Below are 20,447 nucleotides of genomic sequence, written 5' to 3'. Positions count from 1 at the left end.
GAAGCTAAAGTACAATTGTTATATAGCGGCAGATCCTGAGGTTAGCGATAGTTATCAAACGCCGCCTGTTTATTATTATTTTAGCCCAAATTTGATACCGCAATTCCATGGACGTGCTCCTTTCTCTTCATCAAGCCTCGATTTACCAACGCGAAAGCCTTGTCCTCAGTGACGTAAGCTTTGAATTGGAAAAGGGAGCATTCGTGTATTTAATCGGAAAGACAGGCAGCGGAAAATCTTCGTTGCTCAAGACCCTGTACGGTGACTTGAGCCTTACTCAAGGAGAAGGAAGCGTCGCTGGATTCGATTTATCCAAACTGAAAGAAAAGGACATCCCATTTCTGCGACGAAAAATTGGAATTGTCTTTCAAGACTTTCAGTTGTTGACGGATCGTAACGTTCACGATAACCTACTCTTTGTAACGAAGGCCACAGGGTGGTCAGACAAGGCCAAAGCCGAAGAGCGGATTGCGGATGTACTGAAGAAGGTCGGCATGGAAACCAAGGGATTCAAAATGCCCTTTCAACTTTCGGGAGGTGAGCAGCAGCGTATCGCCATTGCTCGTGCTTTGTTGAACGATCCGGAGCTTATTCTCGCGGATGAGCCGACGGGAAACTTGGACCCCATCACTTCGGAAGAAATAATGAAGCTTCTGTGGGACATCAGCAAGACTGGCCGCGCCATTTTCATGGCCACACATGACTACAGCCTTATTCGCAAATTTCCCTCGCGTATTCTAAAGTGTGAGAGTGGACAGGTAACGGATCTTCGAACAGCAGGGGCCACAGAGAGCGAAGCGTAGCCCGATTACTGAATTGAGCTTCTAAAACTTCTTCCCGAACCGGATCCAGAGCAAAAGGCTCCATCATCAATTCTTGGATCTGCGCTTTAAAGCCCTCGCCATCCTTCGCGATATGGCAAAGACCTTCTAGCCCCGTTCCTTCAACCATGGGCGGATTTACGAGGCAGTGCCGGCCCAGGTAAAGTGCACTCAGTAATTTGAGTTTAATGCCGGTCGCTTGAAAGGTGGGGAGCACGTTGACGTGAGCTCCTTGTATCAAATCCTCAATGCGCTCCGTAGGCACGTTATTCTCCAAACGTATATGTTCATGATCAGCAACGGCTTGAACGAGGTCTGGTTGTGCATCACTACCGGCGATCACAAAAGGAATCTTGATGTCTAGAAAAACTTCATTGATCAAGTACATGGCCGCACGGTGATTCTCCGAAACCCCAAGATTACCGTGATAGAGCACATAACTTCCACGTCCCTCCAGACTGCGAACGTCAAGGTGCGCGTGAAAGGCCGACACATGCGCGACCTCCATTTCTGGAAATCTCTTTCTAAAGTAGGCCGCATCTGGAGAAGAAATGGCGGCAACGGCTGTAGCGTGTTCCAATTCTTCCTCAAAACGCTCGAGCTTGGCCGCTTCGTTTTGGAAGTACAGTCGCTTAAATACATTGGGCTCCGCTTCCGCTAAGTTCCAATAGTATTCATGCTCAATATTGTGGCTGCGCAGAATGCGCGTACGATCCTTTAAATCTGGATGAGCGAGGTAGTAGCAGCAGTGCACTCCTTCAAAGATTATCGGATGGTCATCCGCCTTTAGGCGGTCAATGAGTTCACTAGAATTTCTGCTGACTACGATATAGGGGCGGCGCTTAAACAAATTATTGCGCCCCACTTTACGCGGATAATAATGTGTTTCATGACACATGGCTTCGAGCTTTTCAGAATGCTCTCGTCCATATTCATAACAGTGCAAGTGGACTTTAACTCCCTCGTTGTACAGTGCCTGTACTTTGTAAAACACATCGATAACCCCACCGTAATTGGCTGGACAGGGGATGTCGAAGGAGATTAAATGAACGTGCTTGGGTTTAGGCAAAACGATCGATGATTTGGGTTAGGTTTTGTTTTTCGGTGTCCCAGTGCAACTCGTGCGCCGCTTCGCGTGCCTTCGCTTTACAGGTGGCTAACCACTCAGGGTCGCGAATGAATTCATTCATGACCGCTGCAATATCTGCGGGATCGTGACTCGGAATAATGTTCCCCAAGGCGTACTGCTCCACTATTCGTCTGACCTCGATCACGCCACTAGCGATGACGGCGATACCGGCTTGCAAGTAATCAAAGAGCTTGTTGGGTAAACTGTATCGGTAGTTGATGTTGGTGTCCTTATCCAGAGTGAGTCCGACGTCGCATAGTTGCGTACATTCCATCATGCGCTCATATGGCATGCGCGGATGGAAATGAACCCGGTCTCCAAGGGCCAACTGTTCCACTTTTGATTTCAGAATATCCAGAACATCACCCCCTCCGATAATCACCAAATGCGCAGTCTCCAATTGCGCCATGGCCTCTACGGCTTCTTCCGCGCCCCGGTCCACATTGATTCCACTTCCTTGCAGAACGAACACGGTCCGATCTTCGGGTAGACCCCAGTCTCGGCGAGAGCTCGCCGTCTTAACGTGAAACTTCGGGGGTATATTTCGCACAATGGTCAAAGTTTTTCCGTACTCCTGAGCGTACAAATCCGCAATACTCTGATTTACAGTGATTATGTGCTCGAGCTTCGGAAATATATTTTTCTCAATACGCTTCCAAACGGCCTGAACCCGAGGCCGAGATTCCAATTCAGGGACCCCAGTAAAGTACTCATGAGTATCGTAAACAAGCTCTTTTCGGCGCAAACGACTCACCCAGAAATTGGGCCAAAGGGTATCCAAATCATTGCTCCAGAGCAGGTCTGCTCGGCGCAGCATCAGAAAGAGGAATAGTCGCAAATTGTATTCAGCGTAGAACAGGAACCCCTTCTTAAAAACAAGATTCATCCGATGCGTTTCATAAGGGCGATCGAGGGGCAAACTACCGGGCAACTGACGGCCTACGAGCAAGACCTTCCACTCTTTCTCCAAGAGGGTCATACAGGTCTTGTGCACGCGCTGATCGGTACTCAGGTCATTCGTCACAGATACGATGGCTCGCTTCACTCCTAGGCGTTTCTCCGCAATTCGGCGTTCGGCCGCAAAAATAGGTAATTCTTAACATTCCCTTAATGGGTGGCCCTTACGGGCCGATGCCTATCTTTGTCGCTATGAATTGGACTTCCCAAGCCGATCTGACCTCCTACAACACCTTTGGACTCAGCGCCAAAGCCCAGCATTTTGGTCGCTTTGAAAACGTCGAAGATTTGCGTGAAGCGCTCCGTGAAATTGGCCATGCTCCAATGATGGTTCTCGGTGGCGGAAGCAACATGCTCTTGACCGCCGACTTCGAGGGCTATATTCTGCGGAATGAAATCCGAGGAATTGAAATGCTCTCTGAAGATGAAGCTTCGGCCATCGTCCGCGTCGGAGGTGGAGAGGTTTGGCATGACTTTGTGCTTTGGTGCATTGCCCAAGGTTTAGGAGGAGTCGAAAACTTGAGTTTGATTCCGGGCTCTGTGGGCGCCGCCCCAATTCAGAATATCGGCGCTTATGGCGTAGAACTGGAGAGCGTCTTTGAATCGTGTTCCGCTGTTGAACTCGCCAACGGGACCGTTCGTGAGTTTACGCCTGCCGAGTGCGATTTCGGATATCGATGGAGTGTATTTAAAGGCCCCCTGAAAGGAAAGTATGTCATCACCTCCGTGACCTTTCGCTTGACCAAAAATCCAGAAGTTAATACGAGCTATGGGGCTATTTCGGCCCAACTGGAAACCATGGGTGTCCAGGGAACTCCTTCCATCAAGGAAGTTAGCGACGCGGTCATCGCCATACGCGAAAGCAAACTCCCTAATCCGGCCGAGATCGGGAATAGCGGTTCCTTCTTTAAGAACCCCATAGTCGACGGTGAAAAGCACGCCGCCTTAAAGGCTGAATTTCCGGAACTGGTGTCTTATCGTGCCGTAGGCACTTCGCACAAAATTGCCGCCGGTTGGATGATCGATTACTTAGGTTGGAAGGGGTATCGAAAAGGTGATGCTGGGGTGCATGCCCGTCAGGCGCTGGTGCTCGTGAACTACGGAGGGGCCACTGGTGTTGAAATAGCACAGTTGGCTCGAGATATTCAGGACGATGTACGCGCTAAATTTGGCATTGAACTGGAGGCCGAAGTCAACTTCATTGGGGCGCACGGTCCCCTTTGATTTCGTATCTTTGCATCGCTAAACGAATTCAGATATGTTGAAGCTGGTTTTGCTTACGGTTGGCCTCCTTGCCTTGGGTATGGCAGGCTTGGCTATTAAGATTTTAGGAAAGAAAGACGGTGAGTTTTCGGGCACTTGTGCCAGTAATTCTCCATTTCTGAACAAGGAAGGTGAATCGTGCAGTATCTGTGGTGCCGCACCGAGCGAGCAGTGCCAAAACAAGGAATTGGCAAAATCGGCATAACCAAAAAAAGTTCCTAGCGAATCAATTCGGTAAAACCCTTTGATTCGTAGACCTTCCACTCCCCTTTATCATCACTGTAGACCAATAAGGCCTCGAGTCCTTCGTGGCTGTTTATGAATTCCATGGAGGCCTCTAAGCCCATCACCATAAAGGCTGTGGCGTAGCCGTCTGCGTCCATCGCCTGGTCAGCTACTACGGTTGCGCTGAGCAGATTCTGCTGAACCGTATATCCAGTTAATGGGTCAACAGTATGCACGTAGCGCTGCCCTGTTTCTTCATCAATTCTGAACTTGCGGTAGTTTCCAGATGTGGCTAGGGACTTCCCCGGTAGGGCAATGATCGCCTGGAAAGGATCTGATCCGCGCTCTTCAGTTGGTTTATCTATGCCCACACGCCAAACACGTCCTTCCAGATTGACCCCCTTCGCGCGAAGTTCACCTCCCACTTCAACGAGGTAATCAGTGACCCCTTTGGCCTCTAGGAATTCTGCTAACAAGTCCACGGTGTACCCCTGTGCGATCGCGTTGAAGTCGAAAACCACATTTGGCGACTCCTTGGTGACTCGGTCCCCATCTACCTGGACTTTGTCCATGCCCACGTAGCGCATTAGGCTATCTACTCGGCTGCTGTCCATTCGAGAAGGACCGGCAGGACCAAATCCGTAGGCATTGACTAAAGCGCCCACCGTTATGTCAAAGCGACCACCGGTTTCTCGGTTGATTTCGACAGACTTATTGTAGACCTCGCGAAAAAGACCATCGATCCGTACTGCGGTGTCCCCTTCATTCAATCGAGTAATCAGGGATGTACGGTGCCAGGGATTCATACTCTGGTCAACGGCCTTAAATATGGAATCTATGGATCGTTCAAAGGACTGATCGTCGTCGGTAACGATGGTTGTGATTTGATAAGTGGTCCCTTGGGCCTCGCCCTGATATCGGACGATCTGACCTTCGGGTCTTACGGTACAGGCGGAGAGGAGTGCTGCTGCCGATAAGAACAAGGTGGTATTTCTTAAGCGCATAGGTGTAAAAATAAAAAAGGGGACCAAACTGGCCCCCTTCTCTGGGTTTTTTAACCTCCGAAGTCGTCGAAGGCAATGTTTTCATCGGGTACCCCGAGATCATCCAACATCTTGAAGACAGCCGCATTCATCATGGGCGGTCCGCAGAGGTAGTATTCGATTTCCTCTGGCTCTGGGTGATGTTTCAAGTAGTTCTCCAATACCACATTGTGAATGAATCCTGTGTAGCCATCCCAATTGTCTTCTGGCAGTGGCTCACTCAATGCGATGTTGTAACTGAAGTTGTCAAACTCCTTTTCGATCTGACGGAAATCCTCGGTGTAGAAGAGCTCGCGTTTTGAGCGACCTCCATACCAGTAAGAAACCTTGCGATCACGTGTCTTTTCCGTGTGGAACAAGTGGAAGATGTGTGAACGCAATGGTGCCATTCCAGCCCCACCACCGATGTACAACATTTCTTTCTTAGTGTCCTTAATATGGAATTCTCCATAAGGTCCTGAGATGGTCACTTTATCCCCTGGCTTGCGCGAGAATACGTAAGAAGAACAGATTCCAGGATTCACATCCATCCATGTATTTTTCGCACGATCCCAGGGTGGAGTAGCGATACGAATGTTCAACATGATGATGTTACCCTCAGCAGGGTGATTAGCCATCGAGTATGCGCGGAAGATGGGCTCGTCATTTTTCATTTTCAGATCCCAAATACCAAACTTGTCGTAATCCGGCTTGTACTCATCACCAATGTTGTACAGATCCTTACTGAAGTCCACTTCTAGTGCAGGAACGTCAACCTGAATATATCCTCCAGACAAGAAGTCCAAAGTTTCTCCTTCAGGAAGCTTCACGACAAATTCCTTGATAAAGGTGGCTACGTTGTCGTTTGAAACAACCTCGCATTCCCACTTTTTAATTCCGAAGATCTCTTCAGGAACAGCGATCTTCATGTCGTTCTTCACCTTCACCTGGCAACCCAAACGCCAATTGTCTTGGATTTCTTTTCGTGTGAAGTAAGGCTTTTCAGTTGGCAGGATTTCACCTCCGCCTTCCATCACCTGACATTTACACATGGCACAAGTTCCACCACCTCCACAAGCAGAAGGCAAGAAGATCTTGTTGTTCCCCAAGGTGCTGAGCAATGTGCTTCCAGACTCCACTTCCACCTCTTGCTCTCCATTGATGGTCAAGCGAACAGGTCCAGAAGGGGCCAATTTTGCTTTTGCGGTCAGAAGAATCGACACCAGCAACATAATGATGATGGCGAAAGCAACGACCGTTGATACTATTGTGAGTGTACTTAAAAGCATGCGTTGTGCTTGTTGATAATTACAATTCGATTCCCATAAAACTCATGAAGGCGATACCCATCAATCCCGTGATGATAAAGGTTATCCCCAACCCTCTCAAAGGCGCTGGAACGTTGCTGTAGCGAATCTTTTCACGAATCGCAGCAATTCCTACGATCGCCAAGAACCAGCCCACACCCGAACCCAGGCCGAATGCCGTAGCTTCAACGATGGTTGGATAGTCGCGTTCTTGCATGAAGAGCGCCCCTCCAAGAATAGAACAGTTAACAGCGATCAATGGCAAAAAGATTCCCAAAGCACCGTAAAGCGCTGGGGCGAACTTCTCAACAATCATCTCAACCAACTGAACCATCGATGCGATGACCGCGATGAACATAATGAAGGACAAAAAGCTCAAATCAACAGTTGCAAATTCTGCTCCCAACCAGCTCAATGCTCCTTCTTTCAAAATGTAGTTCTCCAACAACCAGTTGATGGGTACGGTTACTCCTAGAACGAAAATTACCGCAGCTCCGAGACCTACACCTGTTTTAACCGTTTTAGATACCGCCAAATAGGAACACATTCCCAAGAAATAGGCGAAAATCATGTTGTCGACAAAGATCGACTTGACGAAAATATTTACGAGTTCTTGCATGGTCTATGGCTTAATTTTCTTCGATCAATTGACGATTCCGAGCACGTTGTACCCAGATGATAATTCCCACGGTAATCAAAGCCATAGGAGGCAACAACATCAAACCATTGTTGACGTAACCCATGGTGTACAATCCCGTTTCACTTCCAGCAGTAGAGTTTCCGAAGATGTTCACCTCAAAAAGCTGACCGCTACCGAGCAATTCACGGAAGAAAGCAACTGTGATCAAAATCCACGCGTATCCTGCTGAGTTTCCAATTCCATCGAGGAATGATCTCCATGGGTTATTCCCCAAAGCGAAGGCTTCGAAACGCCCCATGATGATACAGTTGGTGATGATGAGTCCGACAAATACAGACAACTGTTTACTGACGTCGTAAACAAAGGCCTTGAGCACCTGGTCTACGAGAATTACCAAGCTCGCAACAACGACCAGCTGGACGATGATTCGGATTCGATTGGGAATCAGGTTACGGAGCAATGAAATCACTACGTTTCCTACACCCAATACAAAGAATACCGATAAAGACATTACAATCGCTGGCTCCAATTTCACCGTGATCGCCAAGGCTGAACATATACCCAATACCTGCACAGTAATCGGGTTATCGTCATTCAACGGTGTGGTGAGGAGCTTGCGGTTTTTCTTCGAGAAGAGACCTTCTTTTTCCTTGACCTCTACTTGGGTCGTCTCTTCCACAACAGCTTCGTTCACTTCAGTGCTCATAAATCGAATTATTGTGCGTTCATGGTCATTTGGCCTCCCTGGATCTGCTCGAAGTAAGGAAGGTAGAAGGAGATACAGTCTTTCAACATTGCATCAACTCCATTACTGGTAATAGTACCACCCGAGATTCCGTCTACTTCATACTGCCCTGAGGCTCCTCCTTTCACGACGGCTACACTGATGAACTCACCATTTTCAAAAAGCTTTTTCCCGATGAATTGATCTTGGAAGAATCCTTTGTTGATTTCAGCACCAAGACCGGGAGTTTCCGTTTTGTGGTCAAAACTTGCTCCGTAAATGGTATTCAAATCTTCCTCCAAGGAAACATATCCCCAGATAGGGCCCCAAAGACCTTTGCCACGGAGAGGAACAACGTAAAAGGTCTTTCCATCTTTCTCGGCGATGTATAACGGCCAGGTCTGCTCTTCAACAGGAAGCTTTACCTGCTTGGCCAAATCGATTTTGAAAGCCTCTCCTTCAACCTCTGCTCCGGACATATCCAAAACGATTTGCTTGTTGACGTACTCAGGGAAAAGCTCTGCCGCTTCTTCACGAGAGGTTTCGTCCTTAGCAAACCCAATGGTCGAGAGGATATCTTGCTTCTTCTCGTTTTCAATGTTCTTATCCTGCATGGGCTTGAGGCTAATCGCCGCAGCCGACAGGATCACCCCTACCACTACAACCATAGCAGCGGCAAAAATGAAGGTGTAACTATTCTTATTGACGTCTACAGCCATAACTTATGCGTTTGCGGTGTTCATTCGTTTCAATCTCTTCTTGACGTTCGCCTCAACCACGTAATGGTCGATTAATGGTGCAAATACATTCATCAAGAGAATGGCCAACATGATACCCTCTGGATAAGCCGGGTTAAATACGCGAATCATGATCGCGAAGAAACCGACCAAGAATCCGTAGATCCACTTTCCCTTGTTCGTCTGAGCAGCCGATACCGGATCCGTTGCCATAAAGACCAATCCAAAAGCAAATCCTCCAATGACCAAGTGTTGGTACCATGGAGTTGCCATCAAAGCGTTTACTGAGAATGCATTGAAAATAAGACCCATTACTGTGGCCCCTACCAATCCGCTGAGCATGATTCGCCAGCTTCCGATACCCGTCCACAGCAAGAAAGCTGCTCCTAAAATAATCGCAAGTGTACTCGTTTCACCAACAGAACCTGGGATGAGTCCCAAGAAAGCTTCCATCGGCGTCCAGCTTCCGTAACCTGCAGCGGCCGTTTCACTCAACACCTCTTTTCCTGCTGCCAAACCACCGAGAATGGTCTCCCCAGAGATAGCATCTACAGTTGAGGCATCTGCAACCCATACCGTGTTTCCAGACATGAATGTCGGATAGGCGAAGAACAAAAACGCTCGAGCCGTAAGTGCTGGGTTAAGAATATTCATGCCGGTTCCACCAAATACCTCTTTACCGATGATTACCGCAAAGACCACTGAGATGGCCAACATCCAAAGTGGAAGGTCGACTGGCATAATGAGTGGAATCAACATTCCCGAAACCAAGTATCCTTCATTCACTTGGTGTCCGCGAATGATGGCAAACAAGAATTCAATCCCCAATCCAACGCCGTAGGATACAACGATCATGGGAAGAACTTTGATAGCTCCGTAAAGGAAAGCGCTGGTCAAGGTATAGGCCTCACCAGTTTGTGAGAAGTGCTGGTATCCAATGTTGTACATACCGAACAACAAAGCGGGAACCAAGGCGATGATCACGAAGAACATCGTACGTTTCAAATCGATACCGTCGCGTACGTGGGCTCCAGAGTGAGTGGTCTCCCCAGGTACAAAAACAAAGGTTTCGAAAGCATCAAGGGCGGGGTGCAGTTTTTCAAACTTTCCTCCCTTTTCAAAATTCGGCTTTACACCGTCAAAGAAATTGCGCAATAGTTTCTTCATCCTAGTTGTGCATTAAGACATTTCGTGTTTGATCATGTCGAGTCCTTCCTGAATGGTCTTTTGCAATTCCATTTTAGAAGTACAAACAACCTCGCACAACGCGAAGTCCTCGGCACTGACCTCATAAATTCCCAAACGCTCCATAGCTTCGATATCTCCGACCATGATCGCTTTGATCAACTGTTGTGGATAGATATCCATCGGAAGTACAGACTCGTACTGACCGGTCACTACAAAAGCGCGCTTTTCTCCGTGCATGTTGGTATCCAAGGAGTATTTCTTGCCTGGCATCAACCAAGACCAGAAAGCCCGTGAAGTACTGAACTTGTTGAATCCCGGTGCAATCCAACCAAAGAGCTCAGGCTCGTCTCCTTCTGGGATGGCCGTTACCATATGGTCGTAGTAACCCAAGTATCCATCCGCACTGACCTTACTTCCGGTCAACACATTTCCGGAGATTACACGCGTGTTTCCTTCCTTCAAGTTTCCGTTCAACATCGCACTTAGTTGTACTCCAGATACAACCTTGTAGTAACGCGGTTGGTTCACTTCAGATCCAGCAACACAAATGGTTTTAGACGCGTCGTATTTTCCAGTATTGAAGAATGCTCCAATGGTCGCGACATCCTGCGGATTCACGTACCAAACAGCCTCTCCTTTATTGATTGGATCAACGTGGTGAATCTGGATGCCCACATTTCCCGCTGGGTGAGGACCCGAAACGTTGTGGTTCACTACGTTCTGCGCATCTGAAAATACCTTCGCTGGCGTTGACTTGGCTCGAGTACTCAAGTGCACTTGACCATCAGTCAAAGTGTTCAAAGCATCGATTCCCGCCTGGAAATCAGCTTCACGACCTTCCATCAAGAAGTCGTAATCCGGCGCTAAGGGAGAACTATCAAAGGCAGAAATAAAAATCGCTTTCGGCGTTGCATCTGGATTGGCGATCACGTCGTACGGACGCTGACGCACCAAAGGCCAAAGCCCTGCCTCCAACATCAACGCGGTCACTTTTTCCTTGCCTAGCTCGGCAGGATTACCTGTGTTGAAGCTTTCGTAGCGTACTTCTTTATCGGCCAAAATCTTGACCTCTAAAATCTTTCTCTTTTCACCGCGTTTGATTTCAGCAACCTCGCCACTCACAGGAGCGGTAAAACGAATGCGGTCGTCATCCTTGCTGTAAAAAAGCTGGGTACCGGCAAGCACCTCATCGCCTTCTGCAACGAGCAATTTTGGAACAACACCATGAAAATCAGTCGGCTTAATCACGTAGGTTTCAGATGGGGACACCTCTCCGTAGACTTTGTCGGCACCGCCAACAAGCTTGATATCCACCCCACGCTTAATCTTAATGTCTTTAGACATTGTATATAGAATTAAATGGCTCTAAAGGGACCGCAAAATTATTAAAAAAGCCCAATGTTTTTAACTTTTACCCCTAATTTGTAACCCGAGTAACAGATCGGAATTGATACATGTTTATGAAGCGACTGCTCTGCCTAGGTTTCCTTGTTTTTAGTCTGACTTCTTGGGCCTCACGGCCCGATGCTGGACCTGCCTCTTTTGAATCGATCGACGGGCTTCGCTATGAAGACTACGTTTATCAGGATTTCATTGAAACGGTTCTTCTGTACAACACCAAGGATAGCCTTGCTTTTCCGATGATGCGACTCAATCAAGGCGGTCGCATGCGTCTGCATTTTGATGATCTGGTTGGAGACTTTCAACGATACTCGTACACCTTTGTCCATTGCAATTGGGACTGGACTCCTTCCCAACTTCAGAAACAGGAATACCTCGCTGGCTTCGACAACAACTTCATAGACGACTACGAATTCTCCTTCAACACTATTGTTCCCTACACGCATTATCAATTGGAGTTTCCGAACCAGAACGTTCGATTCTTGAAGTCCGGCAATTACTTGCTCGTAGTCTACGCGGACAACGACCCCAATAAAATCGTATTGACCAGGCGCTTTTTGATCTGGGAGCCCATTGTTTCTGCCCCCATGTTCGTTCGTCGACCAACCGTAGTAGACTACCGGGACGAGTACCAGGAAATTGACTTTGAAGTCAACCACGGCGGATACAACATCCCCTACCCCTACCAAGACCTGCATGTTGTGTTGGTACAAAACAGACGTTGGGACAACGCCATATACAACTTGCAACCGCTCTTTGTCCGAGACGGATCTCTATCGTATAACTACGAGTATGAGAATCTATTCCTCGGCGGAAACGAGTATCGATATTTTGACACCAAGGACCTCATCACCTTTCAATCCAGAGTAAGTCAAATCAAGTTCGATACCTTATTCCAAGTGCTGGTGACCCCTGATCAACCGAGGCGATTCACCACCTACAGCTTCTGGCCGGATGTGAACGGACAACGCGTCATCCGAAACATTCGAGGAAGAAATCCACACGTGGACGGGGACTACGCCATGACACACTTTCGCTTGTACATGCCCGAGCCTACCACAGAAGGAAACATCTATGTATATGGCGGCTTGAGCGACTGGCGGATTGACCCGCGATACATGATGCGTTACAATTATAAACGCGGTGCTTACGAAGCACAGATCCTACTGAAGCAAGGATACTACAACTACGAATATGTCCTGGTGCGTGATGGCACTGGCCAAGTGGACCCCTCTTATATTGAAGGCACTCATTTCGAAACCGAGAATCAGTATTCTGTATTGGTCTATCATCGCGAAATGGGTCAGCGTTACGATCGATTGGTAGGCGTCTCCACGGTGAACGCCACGGAATTCTACTAGACCTATCATTGAGAAATAGCTATCTTCGAAGGTGGCCAAAAAACAAGACCTCTCTATACTCCCGGACAATCGTCCTGCGCTTAAAGGTGACCACTGCCTCAATTGTGGCACCCCTCTTGAGCCAAAAGAGAACTTTTGCCATTACTGCGGACAACGAAATGATCAGCGAAGGCTGAATTTTTGGGATGTCCTCTCCGAGAGCATTAAGAGTTACTTTTCCGTTGATAACCGGGTCATCCATTCTTTGATTCCACTGGTAACCAAACCGGGTACGCTTACACGAGAGTACATTTCCGGAAAACGGCAACAGTTCGTTCATCCTATTCGGATGTACTTAACCGTATCGATTGTTTACTTCACCCTTTTGAGTCTGAGCAACTTTCTTGGACGGCCAGATCTGGGCTTGATCAATGTATCGGATTCGGATGGTCCAACCATTGAATTGGATGAATCCGGTCAGAACTTCATTATAGAGCCAAGTGAGGGCGATTCAGAGAACGACCTTCCACCTCCGACGGTTGTTGATTCTATCCTAAGAGAAGATTCAACGGTGGCCGCTTTTGCCGACTCCTTAAAAGAGTTGGACGAATGGGATGAAGCGGTGGCGGGAGCTTTAGTGGGTGCAGATCTGGAAGAGTTCATTTCAGATCAGTCTAAATGGGACACCGTCCCGAATGATGGCCCTTATAAACGACCTCGGGGCTACTATTTGGAGGAAACGGAGACCATAAGCCGAATCAATCGATTCATCAATGACCAGGACAGCATTGATGTGGTTGTGGCGCTTGAATACTTAGAACTCGAGAATACCCGTTGGAATCGATTTACCTATATCGAAATCCAGAAAGGTCGAACAGTCGATTGGATGGATGTACTGCGCTTTTTTGTTCGGAAATTGCCAATCATCCTATTCATCTTCCTCCCCATCTTCGCCCTGTCCTTCTGGGTGGTGTACATTCGACGCGACTATTACTACATCGAGCACTTAATTTTCCTATTCCACGTCAACACCGTTGGTTTCTTGATATTTATTCTGGATTGGCTCATCGGATTCAGCTTTCCAAACGTCGATCCTGACGGCCCTCTCCTTCTTGCTTTTATGGTCTATTCCTTCTTATCCATGAAGCGTTTCTACGGTCAAGGCTGGTTCAAAACCACTGTGAAATACGTTCTTGTGAACATTGGGTTTTTCACCTTTGGAGTAGCCTTCTTCCTACTTGCCTTCGGAATTGTTTTTCTCGCTTACTGATAATGACTATACTTGATTCGTGGTAACGCGAATTACATCCGGAATAAAAATCTCCGTGGAGACCAACTACAAGGGTCGCTACGTCAGTTCTGATGGTCCCCTCTGGGTTTTCCACTACCATGTGAGCATCTCCAACCAAGGTGATCGGGCAGTGAAGCTCCTGCGACGTCATTGGAGTATTTGGGATAGTGGCTCTTCTCCAACCGAAGTTGAAGGGGATGGAGTGATCGGCCTACAGCCAGAAATTGTTCCGGGAGATACGCATCGTTATCAAAGTGGTTGTCACCTTCGTTCCGGCATAGGCTTCATGAAAGGATCCTACCAAATGAAAGATTTGGTAACAGGTGACCAATTTGAAGTGGCAATCCCATTATTTCAACTCATCGCGCCGCAGCGACTCAACTGAGTCAAGATTCCCCGTTTTTGACCTCGATGTTTCATAAGTTTGTGCTTCATTCACTACGAACTTAAAGAGAGACCCATGTTAAAAGGTTTTTTCAATGTACCGGTTGCGACGAATGAACCTGTACAATCTTATGCCCCAGGATCACCAGAGCGAGCCGAACTCGAAGCGGAATTGGAACGTCAGATGTCCGAGGTGGTTGATATTCCCATGATTATTGGCGGAAAAGAAGTCCGCACTAACGATGAAGTTGAAATCCGTCCTCCTCACGACCACGCCAAGGTTGTTGGAAAGTACTCGCGTGCCGAAAAGAAACACGTTGAAGACGCCATTGAAGCCGCTCTAGCTGCCCGTGAACAGTGGGCAAAAATGAGCTGGGAGCAGCGCGCTTCAATCTTCTTAAAGGCGGCAGAACTGTTGGCTGGACCGTATCGCGCAAAGATCAATGCTGCAACAATGATTGGGCAGAGTAAAAATGCCTTTCAAGCGGAAATTGACGCAGCATGTGAGTTGGTAGACTTCTTCCGATTCAATGTGGAGTACATGGCTCAGATTTACAGCGATCAACCTGAATCTGCACCCGGGATGTGGAACAGAATGGAGTACCGACCTCTAGAAGGATTCGTCTACAGCATCACTCCTTTCAACTTCACCTCTATCGCAGCGAATTTGCCTGCTTCTGCTGCACTCATGGGTAATGTGAATATTTGGAAGCCATCAGACAGTCAAGTATACAGTACTCGTATCATTCTTGACCTCTTCAAAGAAGCTGGAGTTCCGGATGGTGTGATCAACGTTGTGTACGGAGATCCGGCCATGATCACAGAGACCTTATTGAGTCATCCAGATTTCGCTGGTATTCACTTCACAGGATCTACTTCCGTGTTCAAAGGATTGTGGAAGCAAATTGGTGGAAACATCGATACGTACAAAACATACCCGCGTATTGTCGGGGAAACCGGAGGAAAGGACTTTGTGGTAGCGCACCCAAGTGCTGATCCAACGGAAGTGGCGACGGCATTGGCCCGTGGCGCCTTTGAATTCCAAGGTCAAAAATGCTCTGCTGCTTCTCGTGCGTACTTGCCCAAGTCATCCGCGGGGCAAATTCTCGACACCTTAAAAGAACAAGTGGCCAGTTTCAAAATGGGTACCCCTCATGATTTCGGCAATTTCATCAATGCCGTTATTCACGAAGGCGCCTTTGACAAGCTGGCTGGTTATATTGACCGAGCCAAGGCCGATAGCGACGCCGAAGTAGTCATCGGAGGTGGTTACGACAAAAGTGTGGGCTACTTCATTGAACCCACCGTTATCGTGACAACAAACCCGAACTACGTCACTATGGAGACCGAGCTGTTCGGACCTGTATTGACCGTTTACGTATACGATGATGCCGACTGGGCTGGAATGCTGGAATTGGTCAATACAACTTCTCCATACGCATTGACTGGAGCCATCTTCAGCCGGGATCGTTACGCAGCAGAAGAGGCCACTAATGCCTTGGTGGATTGTGCTGGAAACTTCTACATCAATGACAAACCTACTGGAGCGGTGGTAGGACAGCAACCCTTCGGCGGGGCTCGAGGATCTGGTACCAACGATAAAGCTGGTTCCATGATGAACTTGATGCGCTGGATCAGTGCCCGCACCATCAAAGAAACCTTTGTACCACCGACTGACTATCGTTACCCATTCTTGGGCTAATGAAGAAGTGGTTGGATCGCATACCGTCCTGGCTGAAAAACCGCTACCTTTTGGTAGGAGCGGTTTTTCTGGCCTGGATGCTTTTTATCGATACCAACTCCTGGTGGTTTCATCGAGAGCTCAATCAAGAGATTGAAGAACTCGAAGAGGCAACCGAATACTACAAAGGAGAGATTGTCCAAGACAGCACGCTTCTCCACGACTTGGACAGTAATCCCGAAGCGCTGGAGCGGTATGCTCGGGAACGCTATCGGATGAAGAAAGAGAACGAAGACTTATTCATTATAGAACCTAAGGAAGAAGACGAGTAATGGACACGGAAAATGTGGGCGTAGGCTCTAGAGTAGACCATGAGCGCTACGGTGAAGGAATTATCGGAGCAGTGAATCTCAGTACTTATGAGATCTTTTTTGAGCGAGGAGGTAAAATGGACATCAGCAAGCACAACGACGAACTCGAAATTGTGGACGCCGTGGATGCTATTGAAGGGACAAACCCCACTTCGGGAAGTGGATTTCGTTTAGAAGACCTGAGACAAGTCATTGTTGATACGCTCGATGAATACGGACATTTGCAAGAGGTAGTTGAATTGGGTGATCGCTGGGAAGGCGGCACCCTGATTTTAAAGCCGGAAAACGAGGAACTACAGGCGAAGGAAATCCCCATTGAGACCTTCTTCCACAAGATTGTCATGATGCGAGATCGTCTGCGGGTTCTCGAGCAGAACATCAACAGCCACAAAAGCTTGAACGATGAAGAAAAGGTCAATCTGCAGCAGTACATCACCCGGTGCTACGGAAGCTTTACGACCTTCAACGTGTTGTTCAAGCACAAAGAGCAGCAATTCTCCAGTAAAGGATAAAGCATGAGCAATTCGGGCCTGTTTTCGGAGTTTTCTGGGACCTCACGGTCCGATTGGGAAGCTAAAGCAACAAAAGATCTTCGCGGAAAATCACTGGACGATCTCGCCCACACCGACCGCGATGGAATTGTGATTCAATCGTACTACACGGTCGAAGATCGACCTTCCGTCGCACTGCGAAAACGCCCGGGAAGGGCCAAGTTTGTCATTCAAGAAATCCTGGTACTCGACGAAGGTGAAGCCAACAGCTTGGCGCTAGATGTGCTCAATAGAGGAGCTACGGGCCTTCTGTTCTACATGCTGCCCAACGTGGATCTCCCCAAGCTACTGGAGGGAATTCATCCCGAATACTGTGAGCTCCACTTCGTTCAAGAAGGTGGAGGCGCCCTATTGGCCGAAGCACTGGGCTCCTATTACGAGAGTAAGGGTTATGATCACCAGAAATGTGCGGGCTCCATCAACAATGACATCCTCGAAAATTTGGCCCGAACGGGGCATTGGATCAAGGGTGAAGAAGAGGACTGGGCACACTTGACGGCATTGGTGGATCGCGTGGATTTTGCCCCTTGGAAAACCCTATGTGTGAATGCCAATTTGTTTCACAATGCGGGAGCAACGCCAGCAACACAAGTCGGTATTGCCCTCAGCATGCTTCACGAGTATTTGGTGCGCTACGGTGAAGTTGCCGCAGAGGCCCATTGGCTGAACATGGCGGTCGGAACCGCCTACTTCCACGACATTGCCAAATTGCGATCCATCCGCCAGTTGTGGTGGTTCCTCTTGGAACAGTACGAATTGGATCCAGAATCCTATCCGCTTCACCTGCATGCAGAGACAGGGTTGCGCGATAAGACTATTTATGATCCGTTCAACAACATGTTGCGCAACACCTCGGCGAGCATGGCAGCCTTGGTGGCGGGTGCGGACAGTATTTGCGTGAAGCCCCATGATGTTGCTTTCAAGAATCCCACGGAATTCAGTGAGCGCATTGCGCGTAACATTCCACTGATCCTCAATCACGAGAGCTACTTTGATGAGATTCAAGACCCGTCAGGAGGCTCCTACTTTATCGAAGCATTGACGGCAGCGATTAGTGAAAAGGCCTGGGGGGTGTTCAAGGAAATTGAAGCACGTGGCGGGTATGTGGAAGCCCTCAAGAAAGGCTGGCTTCAAGACCTCGTACACAAACAAGCAGCTGAAGAAAACGAACGGGTAACGGACGGTGAGAAAAAAGTCTTGGGCGTCAACCTATACCCAAAGGAAGAAAAGATGGCCGGAGAAGTGGAACAGGCCATGTTCTGCAGAGACCGGCAGACGGATACGGAAGTCGAACCGATTCGCATGCAGCGCTGGAGCGAAGGCTTGGAATCAAAAAGACTGAACGATGAAGCGTAAAGAGTTCAAGGACATCGAGTATGTCAAACCTTCGGGTAAAGAAAACATCGAGCCGCAGGCTCAGGAGGGTTTTGCTGCAGGCCTCCCCCCCTACCTTCGCGGACCTTATACCACCATGTACGCGAGTCGTCCGTGGACCATTCGTCAGTACGCCGGATTCTCCACCGCCGAAGAGTCCAACGCCTTTTACCGTCGAAACTTGGCGGCGGGCCAAAAAGGACTGTCAGTAGCCTTTGACCTTGCCACTCACCGCGGATATGACAGCGACCACGAGCGCGTTGTCGGCGATGTGGGTAAGGCTGGAGTGGCCATCGACAGTATCTTGGACATGAAGGTATTGTTCGATCAGATTCCGCTGGATCAAATGTCCGTCTCGATGACCATGAACGGCGCTGTTATACCGGTGATGGCCTTTTACATTGTAGCTGCCGAAGAACAAGGTGTAAAGCCAGAGCAATTGAGTGGGACCATTCAGAACGACATTCTGAAGGAATTCATGGTTCGCAACACCTATATTTACCCGCCTCAGCCGAGTATGCGAATCATTGCCGACATCTTTGCCTATACGGCCAAGAACATGCCTCGATTCAACAGCATTTCGATTTCGGGGTACCACATGCAAGAAGCTGGGGCCACTCCGGAAATTGAGCTGGCCTACACCCTAGCCGATGGTCTGGAGTACTTGCGGACTGGTATGGCGGCAGGATTGGATATCGATGCCTTTGCCCCGCGCTTGAGCTTCTTTTGGGCCATTGGCATGGATCACTTTACAGAAATCGCGAAGATGCGCGCCGGACGGATGATTTGGGCTAAACTGGTGAAACAGTTCAACCCGCAGAACCCCAAGTCCATGGCACTTCGGACCCACTGCCAAACCAGTGGATGGAGCTTGACGGAACAAGACCCGTACAACAATGTGGCGCGGACCGCCATCGAAGCGATGGCAGCTGCCTTTGGAGGAACGCAATCCTTGCACACGAACGCACTAGATGAGGCCATTGCCTTACCTACGGACTTCAGCGCGCGGATTGCGCGGAATACGCAGATATACTTGCAGCAAGAAACGGGCATTACGAACGTGGTGGACCCTTGGGCTGGAAGTGCCTTTGTCGAGCGCAAAACAGCCGAAATCGCCGAAGCGGCATGGAAACTCATCGAGGAGGTTGAAGAATTGGGAGGAATGGCCAAGGCCATTGAAAATGGACTGCCTAAGCTCCGCATCGAAGAAGCCGCCGCCAAGAAGCAAGCGCGAATCGACGGTGGAAAGGATATTTTGGTGGGGGTTAATCGCTACCGTACCAGCACCACAGATCCGATGGACATTCTCGATGTCGACAATACAGCCGTTCGTGAGGCTCAGATCAAGCACCTAAATGAAATGCGCGCTAGCCGCGACGAAGAGGCCGTTCAAAAGGCTTTGAATGCGCTGACTGAATGTGCGCGAAGTGGTGAGGGCAATTTGCTCGACAAGGCTGTGGAGGCGGCACGTCTACGTGCAAGTCTGGGCGAGATCAGCGATGCCATGGAGGACGTATTTGGCCGGTATACGGCAAAAATTCAAAGCATTAGTGGTGTGTATAGCAAGGAAATAGACCAAGACGACCGATTCAAGAACGCTCAGGCCTTGGCGGATGAATTCGCCGAAAAGGAAGGGCGCCGCCCGAGGATTATGGTGGCCAAAATGGGCCAGGATGGACACGATCGCGGAGCCAAGGTGGTCTCCACGAGTTTCGCTGACCTCGGATTCGACGTAGACGTCGGTCCGCTTTTCCAAACTCCTGAAGAAGCAGCCAAGCAGGCTGTCGAAAACGATGTACATATTTTGGGCGTCTCGAGCCTAGCAGCAGGGCACAAAACCTTGGTCCCACAGGTAATTGCGGCTCTAAAGGCCCTAGGGCGCGAGGACATCATGGTCATTGCTGGTGGCGTGATTCCCCAGCAAGATTATGACTACCTCTACGAAGCGGGAGTTGTGGGCGTCTTTGGCCCCGGAACGGTCATTGCCGAAGCTGCTGCGGATATTCTCACTAAATTGATCGCAACGGTAGATTAAAAACGT

Annotated in this window: 20 protein-coding genes; 11 read left to right on the top strand and 9 right to left on the bottom strand. The window is 48.8% G+C overall.

The annotated features are described in order from the left end of the window. Nucleotides 1-107 precede the first annotated feature (107 nt). Nucleotides 108-803, top strand: a complete 696-nt coding sequence (locus tag HZ996_06640) for an ATP-binding cassette domain-containing protein (protein ID QTN38838.1) — start codon at nt 108-110, stop codon at nt 801-803. Here the strand turns inward: HZ996_06640 and HZ996_06635 are convergent. Both HZ996_06635 and HZ996_06630 read right to left on the bottom strand, forming a co-directional pair. Next, the gene (locus HZ996_06635) at nt 712-1,890 is read right to left on the bottom strand and encodes a glycosyltransferase (protein ID QTN38837.1); all 1,179 of its coding nucleotides are present in this window, start codon (nt 1,888-1,890) and stop codon (nt 712-714) included. The two genes, HZ996_06640 and HZ996_06635, sit on opposite strands and share 92 nt — an antisense overlap. Continuing rightward, entirely contained in the window at nt 1,883-2,995 is a 1,113-nt protein-coding gene (locus HZ996_06630; GenBank protein ID QTN38836.1) for a glycosyltransferase, read from the bottom strand. The genes HZ996_06635 and HZ996_06630 overlap by 8 nt, the downstream gene beginning before the upstream one ends. Before the next feature lie 104 nt (nt 2,996-3,099). Here HZ996_06630 and murB point away from each other — a divergent pair, with 104 nt between their 5' ends. Beyond that, a complete protein-coding gene (gene murB / locus HZ996_06625) occupies nt 3,100-4,131 on the top strand; it encodes a UDP-N-acetylmuramate dehydrogenase (GenBank protein ID QTN38835.1) in 1,032 nt (343 codons plus the stop codon). Between the two features lie 37 nt (nt 4,132-4,168). Beyond that, nucleotides 4,169-4,375 (top strand): membrane or secreted protein, encoded by a 207-nt coding sequence (locus HZ996_06620; protein QTN40013.1) that lies wholly within the window; start codon nt 4,169-4,171, stop codon nt 4,373-4,375. Between the two features lie 13 nt (nt 4,376-4,388). On the opposite strand, the gene HZ996_06615 is transcribed toward HZ996_06620, so the two are convergent. From HZ996_06615 to HZ996_06585, 7 genes are read right to left on the bottom strand one after another with little or no spacing between them, the layout of a single operon-like run. After that, the gene (locus tag HZ996_06615; protein QTN38834.1) at nt 4,389-5,399 is read right to left on the bottom strand and encodes an FAD:protein FMN transferase; all 1,011 of its coding nucleotides are present in this window, start codon (nt 5,397-5,399) and stop codon (nt 4,389-4,391) included. Nucleotides 5,400-5,449: 50 nt separating this feature from the next. Continuing rightward, complete coding sequence (locus HZ996_06610) at nt 5,450-6,706, bottom strand: NADH:ubiquinone reductase (Na(+)-transporting) subunit F (GenBank protein QTN38833.1); 1,257 nt, start codon at nt 6,704-6,706, stop codon at nt 5,450-5,452. Nucleotides 6,707-6,725: 19 nt separating this feature from the next. Next, entirely contained in the window at nt 6,726-7,343 is a 618-nt protein-coding gene (gene nqrE / locus HZ996_06605; protein QTN38832.1) for an NADH:ubiquinone reductase (Na(+)-transporting) subunit E, read from the bottom strand. Nucleotides 7,344-7,353: 10 nt separating this feature from the next. Then, complete coding sequence (locus HZ996_06600) at nt 7,354-8,070, bottom strand: NADH:ubiquinone reductase (Na(+)-transporting) subunit D (protein ID QTN38831.1); 717 nt, start codon at nt 8,068-8,070, stop codon at nt 7,354-7,356. Between the two features lie 8 nt (nt 8,071-8,078). Beyond that, a complete protein-coding gene (nqrC, locus tag HZ996_06595) occupies nt 8,079-8,807 on the bottom strand; it encodes an NADH:ubiquinone reductase (Na(+)-transporting) subunit C (GenBank protein ID QTN38830.1) in 729 nt (242 codons plus the stop codon). Nucleotides 8,808-8,810: 3 nt separating this feature from the next. After that, a complete protein-coding gene (locus HZ996_06590) occupies nt 8,811-9,992 on the bottom strand; it encodes an NADH:ubiquinone reductase (Na(+)-transporting) subunit B (GenBank protein QTN38829.1) in 1,182 nt (393 codons plus the stop codon). A 12-nt stretch (nt 9,993-10,004) separates the two neighbouring features. Then, nucleotides 10,005-11,357 carry a Na(+)-translocating NADH-quinone reductase subunit A gene (locus HZ996_06585; GenBank protein ID QTN38828.1) on the bottom strand — a complete coding sequence of 451 codons (1,353 nt, stop codon included), beginning with the start codon at nt 11,355-11,357 and terminating at the stop codon, nt 10,005-10,007. 116 nt (nt 11,358-11,473) lie between these two features. Between HZ996_06585 and HZ996_06580 the strand changes: the two genes are divergently transcribed. From HZ996_06580 to scpA, 8 genes are all read left to right on the top strand, one after another. Then, nucleotides 11,474-12,775 (top strand): DUF5103 domain-containing protein, encoded by a 1,302-nt coding sequence (locus HZ996_06580; protein ID QTN38827.1) that lies wholly within the window; start codon nt 11,474-11,476, stop codon nt 12,773-12,775. A gap of 31 nt (nt 12,776-12,806) precedes the next feature. After that, nucleotides 12,807-14,024 carry a DUF3667 domain-containing protein gene (locus HZ996_06575; protein ID QTN38826.1) on the top strand — a complete coding sequence of 406 codons (1,218 nt, stop codon included), beginning with the start codon at nt 12,807-12,809 and terminating at the stop codon, nt 14,022-14,024. Nucleotides 14,025-14,043: 19 nt separating this feature from the next. Further along, the gene (gene apaG / locus HZ996_06570) at nt 14,044-14,430 is read left to right on the top strand and encodes a Co2+/Mg2+ efflux protein ApaG (GenBank protein ID QTN38825.1); all 387 of its coding nucleotides are present in this window, start codon (nt 14,044-14,046) and stop codon (nt 14,428-14,430) included. Nucleotides 14,431-14,505: 75 nt separating this feature from the next. Next, nucleotides 14,506-16,131 (top strand): L-glutamate gamma-semialdehyde dehydrogenase, encoded by a 1,626-nt coding sequence (pruA, locus tag HZ996_06565; GenBank protein ID QTN38824.1) that lies wholly within the window; start codon nt 14,506-14,508, stop codon nt 16,129-16,131. Then, entirely contained in the window at nt 16,131-16,442 is a 312-nt protein-coding gene (locus HZ996_06560; GenBank protein ID QTN38823.1) for a septum formation initiator family protein, read from the top strand. The genes pruA and HZ996_06560 overlap by 1 nt, the downstream gene beginning before the upstream one ends. Continuing rightward, nucleotides 16,442-16,993, top strand: coding sequence for a hypothetical protein (locus HZ996_06555; protein QTN38822.1), 552 nt, complete (start codon nt 16,442-16,444; stop codon nt 16,991-16,993). The genes HZ996_06560 and HZ996_06555 overlap by 1 nt, the downstream gene beginning before the upstream one ends. A gap of 3 nt (nt 16,994-16,996) precedes the next feature. Next, nucleotides 16,997-18,388, top strand: a complete 1,392-nt coding sequence (locus HZ996_06550; protein QTN38821.1) for a hypothetical protein — start codon at nt 16,997-16,999, stop codon at nt 18,386-18,388. Next, a complete protein-coding gene (scpA, locus tag HZ996_06545; GenBank protein QTN38820.1) occupies nt 18,378-20,441 on the top strand; it encodes a methylmalonyl-CoA mutase in 2,064 nt (687 codons plus the stop codon). Before HZ996_06550 ends, scpA begins: the two co-directional genes overlap by 11 nt. Nucleotides 20,442-20,447 lie beyond the last annotated feature (6 nt).

The organism is Cryomorphaceae bacterium (assembly GCA_017798125.1).
In the GTDB taxonomy this organism is placed as follows: Bacteria; Bacteroidota; Bacteroidia; order Flavobacteriales; family ECT2AJA-044; genus ECT2AJA-044.
The sequence above is the reverse complement of the archived record's forward strand: the minus strand, read 5'-3'. Positions and strand labels throughout refer to the sequence as shown.